Raw genomic sequence first — 13,646 nt, forward strand, 5'->3', positions numbered from 1 at the left:
AATCTTGCCCCTTCCAATAAGGGGCTTTTTCATTATATATGCCTTTGTTTTCTTGACATATTCATGTCCATGTCGAAAATGCTGTTTGATTTGACAAAAAATTCTTAAAATTATATTGTCCTATACAAATAATAGTGTTAAAATCTGAATATTATAAATTTCTAGCGATAGAAAAATAGAAGACTACTTTATCAATTTTTCTAAAAGAAAGTACATATGTAGTCGAAGAAATTGGGGAGGAAGAAGATGAAGAAAAGTTTTGTCATCATCGTTTGTGGACTGCTATTATTGCTTTCCGCATGCGGAGCAGGAAGTAAGGAAACATCCGGGGAGAAAAAAGAAAAGGTTGTGAAAATTGGCATTACACAGCTTGTCGAGCATCCTTCTCTTGATGCTGCACGAGAAGGTTTTATCAAAGCACTAAAGGATGCCGGTTATGAAGAAGGAAAGAACTTGAAGCTTGATTACCAAAATGCCCAAGGGGACATGAATACCAATATGTCGATTGCTCAAAAATTGGTTGACGACAAGGATGATCTCATTTTGGCAATTGCTACTCCTAGTGCACAGGCGGTTGTAAAGTCAACGAAGAATATTCCAGTCTTATTTACCGCCATTACCGATCCGGTTGGGGCTCAACTGGTTCAAAGTCTTGATAAGCCGGGTGGTAACGTAACAGGAACCTCTGATACACACCCAGAAGCAATCAAGAATACGATTGATGCCATTAAAAAGTTTGTTCCAAATGCCAAGAAGGTGGGTATCATCTATAACAATGGTGAACCTAACTCAGTTGTCAATGTGAAAAATGCTAATGAAGCTATTAAGGCAGCAGGGCTTGAATCTGTTGAAGTGACGATTTCTACTAGTTCCGAAGTAAAGCAGGCAGCTGAATCCTTGGTGGGACGTGCAGATGTACTTTATATTCCAAAGGACAACACTGTCGTATCTGCTCTTGAATCTGTTATCAAGGTAGCGAATGCGAAAAAGATCCCAACCTTTGTAGGTGAAGGGGATTCCGTCAAACGAGGAACCTTTGCATCGTATGGTTTTGACTACCATGACCTTGGTTACACTACCGGGAAAATGGCTGTGGATATTCTAAAGGGTAAGAAACCAAGCGAAATTCCTGTTGGTTTCCCAGAAAACCTTCAGCTGATGATTAATAAAAAAGCGGCTGAGCAGGAAGGAATCAAATTAACAGATGATCTGTTAAAGGATGCTAAAATTGTAGGGGAATAGAAGCCTAAATTCTTAATCCTTTAATAAATAACAAAAAATACCACCTTAGCTCTTACAAGGTGGTATTTTTCGTTGCTGAGTTAACAGCTTGAAGTAATTTATTGATTAGGCTTCCTGCATCATCAGCCTCGATTGTTGTTAATTGAATGCGGCAAAACGGTCTCACTCTGCATTCTAAACACCTTCTAAAGCAGTCTACAATGCTCACATCTACATCATTTTGATAATAGGTGCGAAGATGGTCAATTACCTTGTCAATATCGGTTACTTTAATGTTTTGCTCACAAAACTTAGCAACTCTCATCCTGTTCTTTCCCCTTAACATATTGCTTCTAAATAAAAGGCCACCTTTCACATCAAATGAAATGTGGCCGTTTATTTAACTTTATTAACGTTAAACTCAGATTGAAGGAATGACTAATTTATGCAAAAACTGCTTTAGTCAGTAAAAATAGAACAGAAGGAGCAAGCAGACAGCCCAAACCAGTATAGAAAGTGGCAGTAACCGCACCATACGGTACTAGTTTTGGATCTGTGGCAGCCAAACCACCAGCAACTCCACTCGTTGTTCCCATGATCCCTCCATATACCATGGCTGTCCGCGGGTTGTTCAATCCAATATATTTCGCGATAAATGGAGTGCCAATCATCGTCAGGATGGATTTGACAAGACCTGCAGCAATACTTAAGGTAATCACGTCTGAGCTGGCACCAATTGCAGACCCTGTTACGGGTCCTACGATGTATGTAGCTGTACCTGCACCAATAGTGGTCAAACTAACGGCATCTCTGTATCCAAATGCGAGAGCGATGATTACGCCTACAACGAAAGACAGGATAACGCCAATAAAGAGGGATAAAACTCCATTGATACCAGCCTTTTTGATTTCACTAAAGTTGGCTCCGAAGGCAGTGGCAACAATCGCAAAGTCCCTAAGCATTCCGCCCCCCATCAGTCCGATTCCTGAGAAAAGACTAATATCTGCCAGTCCTTTTTCACCGCCTGAAACTACTCCGCCGATATAGGCGAGCACAAGTCCCAGTGTGATGGCAATGGCTGAACCATGGATGCGCCCCTTTGTTAATTTGTCAGAAATAAAATAAGATAGATACATCGTCAAACCGACAATGGCAAAAGCAACAATTAATCCATTATTTTGCAGAACATTACCTAATGTTTCGAACATGCTGCTCACCTCCGGCCATATCAGTTTCAAGTGTTGTATTTAGTGAGCCACCCCTGCTTAATAAAGGAACAATCGCCCAACTAATCAAAACGACGGAAACTCCAGCTACAATAGCCAAGACTCCACCATCTAGGGCCGCAACGACATTTTGCTGTGCTGACATGGCAATCACAATTGGAATATACATACCACTCCAAAAACCAAGTCCTTCTTGTGTCTGTTTGTTTAGCTTATCTTTCTTTTTCAGATACTCCACAAGTAGAATTAGCATCAGCATGGCGAAACCGACACCGCCTACATTTGCGTCAATTCCTAGGATTTGTCCTAGGAGATCTCCAAAAAACACTCCAGATAATAAGCAAATTGATAATAATGCGACCCCAAAAATAACCATGCAATTTCTCCTTTTCAATTTTTTCTTAAAATAAAAGGACAAGGTTGAAAATTGAATAGAAAATAAATTAATGTGTCTGAACTGGTAAGGATACGGAAATGAAGGGTAAGCGCTTGCAAAATAAGAATCAACAGTCGACTGTATTCTAAAACAAATAATAAAACGGGAGAAAAGGAAAAGTCAATTACTTTTTTAAATTTTCTAAAAATATTGAAATTTAAAAATAGAAGCGCTATAATAAAATCGACAGTCGACCAAATTAAATTTACAGAAGGAGACCTTGTCATGAAAACGAATAAATTCACTCAAAATGCATTATCCAATCATATTGCTGAACATATTACGGAACAGATTTTAAAGGGAGAATTAATTCCTGGGGAGAAACTGATCGAACATATTTATGCTGAAGAGTATGGAACGAGCCGTGCTCCCGTCAGAGAGGCAATCTACTTACTTTCCATAGAAGGTCTTGTGGAAAGAATCCCAAGAAAGGGTGCCGTCGTAAAGGAGTATACAGAGAATGAAATATACGACCTTCTTGAAATAAGGAATATGCTTGAAATGATGGCAATTGATCGTATCCAAAGAAATGGGGCCAGTTCAGCTGATTTGTTAAAAATGAATGATATTTTAGCAGATATGAAGGGTGTTACGGATGTTCATCAATACACACAATTAAATCACTCCTTCCATATGACACTTGTAGAGATGAGTAAGAGTGAGACGATTAAAACTATGTATTCACGTCTTGGATGGCCGCTTTTAAGGATACAGAGTATTTCTTTTACAAACGATGGTAGCATTGAAAAGTCAGTAAGAGAGCACGAAATGTTAATCAGTTTTTTAAGAGAAGGAAAAATTACGGATGCTGCCAATCTTCTGAAACGGCATAATGAGGATGTAATCTCCAATATGAAGAAAAAGCTAGGTTAAAAGAATCAGTGATTTAACTATAAAGGTGGTGAAAGTATGAGATTGTCATTTTTATTTCCCGGTCAAGGTTCGCAAAAGCCCGATATGCTGGATGAACTCCCTCGGCATCCAGCAGTTGAAGCGGCCTTGGTAGAGGCAAGTGAGATCCTTGATGAAAGTATTTACAATTTTGCCTCGAAGGAAGCTTTAGAATCGACTGTTTCTGTTCAAATTTGTCTGCTTGTTTCCTCTGTTGCCGTATTAAAAGCCTTTGAGTCGGAAGGAGTGTATCCAGATTTTGCGGCAGGTCATTCCGCGGGGGCTTTTAGTGCAGCTGTTGCATGTAAATCATTAGAATTTGCGGATGCATTAAGGTTAATTAAGCTGAGAGGGCAGCTAATGGAGAAGGCCTATCCTGAGGGATATGGAATGGGCGTCATTACAGGGTTTGATCAAATGAAAGTGAAAGAAATGGTTGAAATTTATTTTACAGAAAAGAATCCAATTTACACGGCAAATATTAATGCACCTGATCAAATCGCAATTTCAGGTTCAATTCTAGCTATCAACAAGGTTATCCACCACGCCAGGGATAGAGGGGCAAGAACTGCAGAACTTTTAAACGTCTCCATTCCTTCCCATTGCTCTTTAATGAACCCCGTCTCCCATGTATTATATGAGGAACTGTTAAAAGTTGAGTTTCGTCAACCCGTACTTCCATATTCATGTAACCGAACAGCGAGACTTTTAAGAACTTCTCATCAGATTAGAGAGGACCTTGCCTTTAACGTCTCCCATCCAGTCATGTGGCATAATATTTCTTCCATCCTTTGTGAAAATGGTTCAAGACTTTTTATTGAAATGCCTCCAGGAAATGTCTTAGCAGGTTTATCTAAAAAAGCGTTGCCGGGTGCCCGGTCTCTTTCCTTAGAGGAGAATGGATTTAGAAATTGTTTGTTTCTGGGTAAAAGGTTCTGTAATCAAAATAAGTAAGGTGAAAATCAAAATTGGAAAGGGGAAAGCAGGAATGCAGGCAATTAAAAAACGTTCTTGGAAAACTCGATTGGAAGCAAAGGAAAAAAGACTGGAGAAGATGAAAGCCATCACCTCAGGTAGGATTATTCCTACAAGTAAAATTGTTGAGGCGCTTGAAACCTTAATCCTGCCTGGTGACCGCGTAGTTTTGGAGGGCAATAACCAAAAGCAGGCATCCTTCCTATCTAAAGCCCTTGCTCAAGTAGACCCCAAGAAATTGTTTGATCTGCACATGATTATTTCAAGTATTTCCCGGCCGGAGCATCTAGAAATATTTGAATCCGGTATCGCAAAAAAAGTGGATTTTTCTTATGCTGGACCTCAAAGCCTTCGAATGGCACAAATGTTGGAAGACGGAAAGCTTACGATGGGCGAGATTCATACATATGTCGAGCTGTATGGAAGGCTGTTTATTGACTTGACCCCGTCAGTGGCACTAGTGGCAGCTGACAAAGCAGATGCAGCCGGTAATTTATACACAGGACCAAACACGGAGGAGACTCCGACATTAGTTGAGGCTGCGGCTTTTCGTGATGGAATTGTGATCGCCCAAGTGAATGAACTAGTGGATGAACTTCCACGGGTGGATATACCCGGGTCATGGATTGATTTTGTCGTAGTCGCTGATAATCCTTACCAGTTGGAGCCTCTTTTTACCCGGGACCCTCGTCATATTACAGATATTCAGGTTCTGCAAGCGATGATGATTCTCCGTGGCATCTATGAAAAGCATCAGGTGCAGTCATTAAATCATGGAGTAGGCTATAATACGGCAGCTGTTGAATTGCTGCTGCCTACTTATGGAGAAAAGCTTGGGCTTAAAGGGAAAATTTGCAAACATTGGGCTTTGAATCCGCATCCGACCTTAATCCCTGCGATTGAAAGCGGCTGGGTGGAAAGTGTTCATTGCTTCGGCGGCGAAGTTGGAATGGAAAAATATGTGGCCTCAAGACGGGATGTTTTTTTTACAGGCCGGGACGGCAGCTTGCGTTCAAACCGGACTTTATGCCAGCTGGCAGGACAATATGCTGTCGATCTGTTTATTGGTTCCAGTCTGCAAATTGATGCAGCTGGAAATTCCTCGACCGTTACCCGTGGAAGGCTTGCAGGCTTCGGCGGGGCGCCAAATATGGGGCATGATCCCGGGGGAAGAAGACATTCTTCCGATGCTTGGCTGGATATGAAGATAAGTGATGATCCGCTTGCACGTGGCAAAAAGCTGGTGGTACAGGTGGTGGAAACATTCCAAAATGGTAATAAACCTGTTTTTGTTGAATCCTTGGATGCTCTCGATGTGAAAAACGATGCTGGGCTCGCAACAGCACCTGTCATGATTTACGGTGAAGACGTCACCCATATTGTCACAGAAGAAGGGATTGCCTATTTATATAAGGCGAACAGCATGGAAGAACGCAGGCAAGCGATTGCAGCGATTGCAGGAGTTACCCCGATTGGGCTTGAAGCAGATGTCCGAAAAACAGATAAATTAAGAAGAGAAGGACTAATTGCCCTCCCTGAAGACCTTGGCATTAGAAGAACCGATGCAAAGCGCTCGCTGCTGGCAGCTAAAAATGTAGAAGAGCTGGTAGAATGGTCAGATGGATTATATGAACCTCCTGCTAAATTCCGAAGTTGGTAACTAGGTGTCTATAACAATGAAAACAATACAAACTTACACTAAGAATCTAGCGATTATGGCAGTACAAGCACTGATGGAGGAAGCAGAACTTACGCCAAAGCCGGGGCTCGTTGATCGAAATAACTCAGGTTCCCACCACGACATGACAATTGAATTAATGGTGAAATCAGCTAGGTCCTTAGAGCCGGCCTTTAGTGAGATTGCTCAAGTAAGTTGGGGAAGAACCCCTTCCCAGGAATTAAGGGAAGAAATCGCTGCTATCGGGCGCCAAGGGGAAATCGATATGTTTCACGCTACGGGAGGTATAAATACACACAAAGGGGCGATATGGGCATTAGGCCTGCTTGTTTCAAGTGCATCGTTGAACCCGGGAGAGTGCTCAATGGAACAGATTACTTTAAAGGCAGGGAAGCTAGCCCTCTTCCCGGACAGAAATCGGCCAAAACAAATGACAAATGGTACAAGAGTAATAGAAAAATATGGTGTGAAGGGAGCTCTTGGTGAAGCACAGCAAGGGTTCCCGCATATTAGAAATCTATCGTTGCCAATTCTTTATGATGCCCGGAGAAAAGGTATTAAAGAAGACCTGTGCAAGCTCAATGTATTAATTGCTCTAATGGCAAATCTTGATGACACTTGCATTTTACATCGGGGAGGGGAACAGGCATTGTCAAGAACAAAAAAACTTTCTGCTGCAATCCTTTTATCAGGTGGAGTTTGGACAAAGTCAGGGTGGAAATTTTTTCAAGAGCTTGATCAATTTCTGGTTGAGTGCAATGCTTCCCCGGGCGGAAGTGCCGATTTGCTTGCGGCTACATTATTCCTAGATGATCTTTATCGGAAAAATACGAGTTTATTTACAGCTCAAACCATTCTTGCTCATTAAAAAGGGAGGGTACCCATTTGGAAAAATTAATGTTTTGTTTTCCTGCGTCAAAAAATTTGGAATCATTCTCACATGTAGGTGTAGTTGGATCAGGGGATTTGGAAATTTTAATGGAACCTTCCGATGGAGGTTACGCAGAAATTCTTGTACGTACAGGAACTACGGGTTTTAGGGAAACATGGAGAGCTGTCTTGGAGAGGTTTTTTACGCAGCATGATGTTTCTGCAACGATTAAAATCAATGATTTCGGTGCAACCCCAGGCGTTGTTAGTTTAAGACTGTCACAGGCATTGGAGGTGGCGAGTTATGCAAAATAAGCTAAAAAATAGTTTTGTAGAATGCGGCGGACGTGAGCGGGCACGTGCTTTGCTAGGTGAAACTAGCTTCAGGGAAATACTGGGCCCATTTTCCGGCATTGAGTCACCCCATCTGGAACCTCAGGGGATTGTGCCACAAAGTGATGATGGGGTAGTGATCGCCAGGGGAGAACTTCGCGGCTTTTCGTTATTAGTTATTTCAATTGAAGGAAATTTTCAAGGAGGAGGAATTGGAGAGGTTTCTGGCGCGAAAATTGCCGGTTCATTAGAACTTGCTTTGGAGGATAATAAGGCGGGCAGAGCCGTGTACCCTGTAATGGTTTTTGATACGGGGGGAGTGCGGCTGCAGGAAGCAAACTACGGTCTTTTATCGATTGCAGAAATTGGGGCAGCCATCGTCGAGCTCAGAGAGTACGTACCAGTTATAGGAATTATCCCTGGGAAGATCGGGGCATTCGGGGGGATGTCCATTACTGCTGGATTATGCAGTACGATTATCATGACCCGTGAAGGAAGGCTCGGTCTAAACGGTCCAGAGGTAATTGAGCAAGAAGCAGGAGTTGAGGAATTTGATTCGATGGACCGCCAATTAATTTGGAGTACCATTGGCGGAATTCAAAGAGAAGCTTCTGGATTTGCTGATCTAGTTGTCGATGATGATATTGAAGCCTTTCAGCAGGCAATTCTTTCTGCTATGGCGAAAGGGACTCAAATGATGCCCAGAAGTGCACAGGTTGAAAGATATCTATCTTTTTTACAATCTGTTGATCCGGCAAATCCAATTAACCCGGAAGAAGCACGATTTCTATGGAAGCAATCCGAGCATGGTAAACCTTCTGAAATCAGCTATGGGAAAACCATTCAGGAAAATGGAAATTTAAGCAGGGGACATAAATGGTTTAATCTTTTAACAATGGGCACTTCAACTATCGGTAAAATTGATTCTGTTCTTTGCGCTGATTCCTATATTGGGGGCGCGCAGGCACGTTTTCTAGCAGTAGTCCCGGATCCATTCAGCCGTTTCCCGAGGGCGCGTAAGGGGGAAGTTGGACTTGAACAGGGATGGATGATAGCCAAACATATTCGTGATGCAATCGAGGAAGACCGCGGCCAGGAGAAGAGGGCAATTGTGGCAATTGTTGATGTACCAAGCCAGGCATATGGGTATCGGGAAGAATTGCTCGGAATCCATCAATCATGTGCTGCAGCGGTTGATGCTTATGCTTCTGCAAGGTTAGCGGGCCATCCGGTCATTGCCTTCATACCGGGAAAAGCGATTTCGGGAGCTTTTCTTTCCCACGGCATGCAAGCCAACCGATTGGTTGCTTTAGATGATGAAGGTGTAAATGTGCATGTCATGTCTAAACAATCAGCAGCTAGAATTACGCAGCGGACGATCGAAGAATTAGAGGATGCAACAAAAAAGGTACCGGCAATGGCATATGACATTTGTTCCTTCGAAAAACTAGGTGCCTTGTTTGCCCTTATGGATGGGATTAATGTGGATTCCCCAACAGATTCTGACCTTACTTCTGTCAAAGGAAAATTAGTTGAGGCCATTGAAGATATCAAAAAAAATCCAAGAAATCTAAGCAACAGACTTACCTCTTCGTTTGCTAAACATGGCGGTCGGTCAGCTTCCATACTTGTACGAAAAAGGCTGGCAGAGCAATGGTGATAGAAACACATGATTTACTGAAGATTTCGCATGACGATATTATCAGCCATTCTCCCATACCCCAATGGGCTGTTCAATCACTAAAGAAAGCCCCTTATGTTGTCGTTCGCAGAGTACATGCTCCGAAAGGGCAGGTGGCAATAGGTATTAGGGGGAAGGCAAGAAACGAGCGGTGTGGGGCATTTTTACCAGTGGATTGTGTGCTAAAACAGATAAAACCTGAACATCTAAAAGAAAGAAATCTGTGGAAAAAGAAACTATCCCCAGTTTTTTTGGCGATGGAGTTTGCGGAAGCCATTTTGGAGGGATACGGGCTTTCATGGGGACCTGGAGGAAGTGCCGGTTTTGAGCTTGCCAGCGGAGTAGAAACCGTTACTTCAAAAAGCGACTTAGACATAATCATTCGTGCACCGAAACCATTGCCTGTAAATAAAGCTTTAGAGATTGCAAAGGAATTTAAGAACTGCCCGGTAAGAGTGGACCTGCAAGTAGAAACCACTGAAGGGGGATTTTCGCTCTTGGAATATGCAAGAGATACCGGAACGGTTTTGTTAAAAACAATGTTTGGGCCCAAGCTGAGTAGCAACCCTTGGGCCGAAACTAAAATATTTTAGGTAAGGATAGGGGATCGCTGGGGTATAAACTTACAGGGACCCTCTTTTTGTTTATTAAAAAGGAAAAATCCTTTCCTTTAGAGTTAGTAATATCTTTATCATCAATGAAAAACATAAACCAGAAAGCTTTATTGATTTTCGCTTATTTAAAATAAACCTTATAATAGTGCAACGATTTTTAACTTCTTATTAAATGCAATTGCGGGCACACTAATTGTAGCTAATACATATGTGCAGGTGATTCACTGGATTTCTCCCGCACAGTCACTGAATAAACAAGTCGATAGTTTTCCATGGATAGGGCATCGATTCTGGGAGGTATTTAAATGAGAAAACAATTAATTGAAATGTTAGAAGGTCGTAAAGATGAAATCATTCAGATTCGACGATATTTACATGAAAACCCTGAGTTGTCTTTTAAAGAAGAAAAAACGGCTCAATATATTGCTGATTATTACAACGGCAAGGATGTTGAGGTACAAAGAAATGTAGGAAATGGATATGGAATCATCGTCACAATTAATGGTGGAAAGCCTGGAAAAACGATTGCGCTTCGTGCCGATTTTGATGCCCTTCCCATTTTGGAAGAAACAGAGCTTCCCTTTAAATCAAAGAATGAAGGGGTTATGCATGCCTGTGGTCATGATGGGCATACGGCCTATTTAATGATTCTTGCGGATTGCCTGATCCAATTAAAAGATCAAATACCTGGATCAATTAAAATCATCCATCAGCATGCAGAAGAAGTACCTCCTGGTGGAGCAAAAAGTATCGTAGACTCTGGTGTGCTGGATGATGTAGACAATATTTTTGGGATTCACTTACTTCCCATAGCTCCAGCGGGTCATATCGGCTATCACAGCGGTTTTTCGTTTGCCGGGAGATCTTATTTTAAACTTGGGATTCAAGGAGTCGGGGGGCACGGCTCTTCCCCGCATAGGGCAAACGATGCGATTGTTGCCGGCTCATATTTTGTTACAGCCGTACAAACGATTATAAGCCGGCGGTTAAATCCCTTTGACGCTGGTGTAATCACGATAGGTTCCTTTGATGGAAAGGGTACATTCAATGTCATTAAAGACCGTGTGGAACTTGAGGGGGATATCCGTTACATGACGGTGGAAACAAAGGGGATTATTGAAAAAGAAGTTCGCCGTATTGTTAGCGGAATTGAAGCGGAATTTGGTGTCCAATGTGAGTTAACCTACACTTCCGATTATCCGCCGCTTTATAATGATCCAGAGGTTACGGCAGCGGTAAAAGCAAGCCTGGAAAGTGCGAATGACCCGGATATAAAGGAAGTAGAAGAATATCCAATGATGTCACCATCTGATGACTTTGCTTATTATTTAGAAAAAATTCCTGGTTGTTATTTTTATATTGGTTGTACCCCAAAAGGAGTGGAAAAGCCATTTTTCAACCATCATCCAAAATTCGATATTGATGAGGATTCACTCATAGTAGCTGCGAAATCAGTAGGTTATGTTGTTTGTGGATACTATGGGTTAGAGTAACAAGACATACTCAATGTCGCGTTGGATATTTTTAAAAGGTAAAAAAGATAAGAAATATTTGAGAAAAATCTTATAATAATATAAAATCCAATTATATACAATATAATTGGAGACTCTAAAATGGAATATTTATCGCTAAAAGACCATGTGTATAACTATATCGTTGAGCAAATTAACAGTGGAAAATTGCTTCCCGGTAAAAAGGTAAATGAAAATCATATTTGCGAAATGCTGAAAGTCAGCAGGACACCGGTAAGAGAGGCCCTCATACAGCTTTCATCAGAGGGGTTGCTTGACAATGTTCCAAGAAAAGGGTTCGTCATAAAAAGCCTTACAAAACAAGAGGCGGAAGAAACATATTTCATCATCGGTGCATTGGATGGTCTGGCTGCTTCACTGGCGGTTCCGCTTTTAACGGAGAAGGACATAAAAGAGATGGAATTTTATATCCAAAGTATTGATCTTGCCATTAATACAGAGAATTACCGGATGTATGATAAGATGCAGCAAGCTTTTCATGGTGTTTATTTAAAAATCTGCCCCAACAAAAGCCTAGTAGATCTACTGCTACAATTAGAAAAGAAGTTTTTAATAAATTTAGGTGAAATTGGTCCAAAGGATCAACTAAAGGAAAGACTATCGCAAATAAATGATGAGCATAGGACGATGATGGAACTTTTTAAAAGCAAGGATTCTGCTGAATTAGCCAGATTCATGAAAGACGTACATTGGAATATTCATAAGGTCGAGAACCTGCAGCTATAGAATATGAACTGAGGTTAAGAAAACGATTTTGTCCAACAGCGACAAAATCGTTTTTTTATTGACTGTTAAATATAAAGTATATAATATAATATATACAGATAATAAAATATTCATTGAAAAAGACTGAATATTTTTGATTATATTTTAGCCTTTTTTAGTAATCCTTAGTTTGAACTTGAATAATGTAAAATCTTAGTTAAGGAACAACCATGGATTGCTAGACTTTTGCAAAAGTGAAAGCGTTTTAAGGAAAATAGCAAAAGATCATAAATCTAAGGGGAGAATGGAATATGGAAAAGAAAAATCTAGACTTGGCAATTCAACTTCGTCATGAACTTCATGCTCATCCGGAATTATCAAACCATGAAGTATGGACAAAGCAGCATTTAATTGATTTCCTCAAAGAAAACACGAAGCTTGAAATTGTAGACAGAGGCCGTTGGTTTTATGCCATCTATCATTCTAAGGTAGGGAGAAGAAACGTAGCTTTTCGCGCAGATTTTGATGCTCTTCCAATCGAGGAAACCATTGATCTCCCATATGGCTCTCAATTTCCAGGGATTTCACACAAATGTGGACATGACGGACACTCTGCAACTCTAGCAGGTTTTGCCCTTGAGATTGATCAATTGGGTTCCGATAATAACGTCTTCTTCCTGTTTCAGCATGCGGAGGAAACAGGGGACGGTGCTGCCGAGTGCGCTGTTTTCATCAAGGAAAATAACATTGATGAAATTTTTGCTTGGCATAATATGAGCGGCTTTAAACACAATACCGTTTTCGTTATTGATGGGACAGCACACTGTGCATCTAAAGGTATGACGATCCAAATGGAGGGTGTTCCATCTCATGCCAGCGAACCTGAAAAGGGAATCAATCCGTCCTTCGCTATTGCGAAGATAATTGATGCGATCCCTGGATTTGTTGACCCCGAAACCAATAAAGGAATTGTTCTCTGTACTGTTGTTCAGGTAGATATTGGTGCAAAAGCATTCGGTGTCAACGCCAGCAAGGGGGCGCTTCGAATGACGATTCGTGCACTCTATGAAGAAGAATTGGATAGATTACAGAAGAATTTGGAAGATATTGCGAAGGCCGAAGCAGAGAAGTATGGTCTGAAGGTACGCTTCGAATATCAGGATGAATTCCCGGAAACGGCAAACTACAAAGAAAGCTCTGACAAAATTCGTCAGGTCTGCAAAGAAAAAGGGATTCCAATGGAAGAGCTAACTGAGGCGTTCCGTGGTTCTGAAGATTTTGGCCATTATACAAAATTGACAAAAGGTTCTTACTGTTATATTGGAAATGGAGAGGATTATCCGAATCTGCACAGCTATGAGTATGACTTCAAAGATGATCTTATCGAAACCGGTGTAGAAGTATTTAAAGGATTAGCTGATCTGTAAAAACCTTATTTAATAGAAAACATGTTTTTACCTGTTTCAATATTTATTACGTATATA

At 41.2% G+C, this 13,646-nt stretch carries 14 protein-coding genes and 1 pseudogene; 12 read left to right on the top strand and 3 right to left on the bottom strand.

Going from position 1 to position 13,646, the window contains the following annotated elements; genetic code table 11:
* The first annotated feature begins 246 nt into the window (after positions 1-246).
* A complete protein-coding gene (locus tag ACFQZ9_RS07565; protein WP_498943029.1) occupies positions 247-1,242 on the top strand; it encodes an ABC transporter substrate-binding protein in 996 nt (331 codons plus the stop codon).
* Between the two features lie 52 nt (positions 1,243-1,294).
* On the opposite strand, the gene ACFQZ9_RS07570 is transcribed toward ACFQZ9_RS07565, so the two are convergent.
* The 3 genes from ACFQZ9_RS07570 to madL all read right to left on the bottom strand — a co-directional run bounded on the left by ACFQZ9_RS07570 (position 1,295) and on the right by madL (position 2,823).
* Positions 1,295-1,546 (bottom strand): YuzB family protein, encoded by a 252-nt coding sequence (locus ACFQZ9_RS07570; protein ID WP_498943031.1) that lies wholly within the window; start codon positions 1,544-1,546, stop codon positions 1,295-1,297.
* Positions 1,547-1,664: 118 nt separating this feature from the next.
* Positions 1,665-2,429: a malonate transporter subunit MadM gene (gene madM / locus ACFQZ9_RS07575; protein ID WP_198309635.1), complete on the bottom strand. Its 765-nt coding sequence runs from the start codon at positions 2,427-2,429 to the stop codon at positions 1,665-1,667.
* Entirely contained in the window at positions 2,410-2,823 is a 414-nt protein-coding gene (gene madL, locus ACFQZ9_RS07580; RefSeq protein ID WP_198309636.1) for a malonate transporter subunit MadL, read from the bottom strand. Before madL ends, madM begins: the two co-directional genes overlap by 20 nt.
* 285 nt (positions 2,824-3,108) lie before the next feature.
* Here madL and ACFQZ9_RS07585 point away from each other — a divergent pair, with 285 nt between their 5' ends.
* The 11 genes and pseudogenes from ACFQZ9_RS07585 (at position 3,109) to ACFQZ9_RS07635 (ending at position 13,589) form a co-directional block, all read left to right on the top strand.
* Positions 3,109-3,756 (top strand): GntR family transcriptional regulator, encoded by a 648-nt coding sequence (locus ACFQZ9_RS07585; RefSeq protein WP_198309637.1) that lies wholly within the window; start codon positions 3,109-3,111, stop codon positions 3,754-3,756.
* Between the two features lie 36 nt (positions 3,757-3,792).
* The gene (locus tag ACFQZ9_RS07590) at positions 3,793-4,728 is read left to right on the top strand and encodes an ACP S-malonyltransferase (RefSeq protein WP_498943033.1); all 936 of its coding nucleotides are present in this window, start codon (positions 3,793-3,795) and stop codon (positions 4,726-4,728) included.
* A gap of 34 nt (positions 4,729-4,762) precedes the next feature.
* A complete protein-coding gene (gene mdcA / locus ACFQZ9_RS07595; RefSeq protein ID WP_498943034.1) occupies positions 4,763-6,409 on the top strand; it encodes a malonate decarboxylase subunit alpha in 1,647 nt (548 codons plus the stop codon).
* A gap of 16 nt (positions 6,410-6,425) precedes the next feature.
* Positions 6,426-7,295, top strand: coding sequence for a triphosphoribosyl-dephospho-CoA synthase (locus tag ACFQZ9_RS07600; RefSeq protein ID WP_498943035.1), 870 nt, complete (start codon positions 6,426-6,428; stop codon positions 7,293-7,295).
* A 17-nt stretch (positions 7,296-7,312) separates the two neighbouring features.
* Positions 7,313-7,612, top strand: coding sequence for a malonate decarboxylase subunit delta (locus tag ACFQZ9_RS07605; RefSeq protein WP_198309640.1), 300 nt, complete (start codon positions 7,313-7,315; stop codon positions 7,610-7,612).
* A complete protein-coding gene (gene mdcD / locus ACFQZ9_RS07610; protein WP_498943037.1) occupies positions 7,602-9,290 on the top strand; it encodes a malonate decarboxylase subunit beta in 1,689 nt (562 codons plus the stop codon). The genes ACFQZ9_RS07605 and mdcD overlap by 11 nt, the downstream gene beginning before the upstream one ends.
* Complete coding sequence (locus ACFQZ9_RS07615) at positions 9,284-9,904, top strand: phosphoribosyl-dephospho-CoA transferase (protein ID WP_498943038.1); 621 nt, start codon at positions 9,284-9,286, stop codon at positions 9,902-9,904. Before mdcD ends, ACFQZ9_RS07615 begins: the two co-directional genes overlap by 7 nt.
* 91 nt (positions 9,905-9,995) lie before the next feature.
* A pseudogene (locus tag ACFQZ9_RS07620) lies at positions 9,996-10,141 on the top strand (MFS transporter); the annotation flags it as partial.
* Positions 10,142-10,230: 89 nt separating this feature from the next.
* A complete protein-coding gene (locus ACFQZ9_RS07625; RefSeq protein WP_498943040.1) occupies positions 10,231-11,418 on the top strand; it encodes a M20 family metallopeptidase in 1,188 nt (395 codons plus the stop codon).
* A gap of 120 nt (positions 11,419-11,538) precedes the next feature.
* Positions 11,539-12,183 (top strand): GntR family transcriptional regulator, encoded by a 645-nt coding sequence (locus ACFQZ9_RS07630; RefSeq protein WP_198309644.1) that lies wholly within the window; start codon positions 11,539-11,541, stop codon positions 12,181-12,183.
* Between the two features lie 290 nt (positions 12,184-12,473).
* Positions 12,474-13,589, top strand: a complete 1,116-nt coding sequence (locus ACFQZ9_RS07635) for a M20 metallopeptidase family protein (protein WP_498943042.1) — start codon at positions 12,474-12,476, stop codon at positions 13,587-13,589.
* The last annotated feature ends 57 nt before the right edge of the window (positions 13,590-13,646 follow it).

This window comes from Neobacillus sp. GCM10027624, from assembly GCF_042675345.1.
In the GTDB taxonomy this organism is placed as follows: Bacteria; Bacillota; Bacilli; order Bacillales; family Cytobacillaceae; genus Neobacillus; species Neobacillus cucumis_D.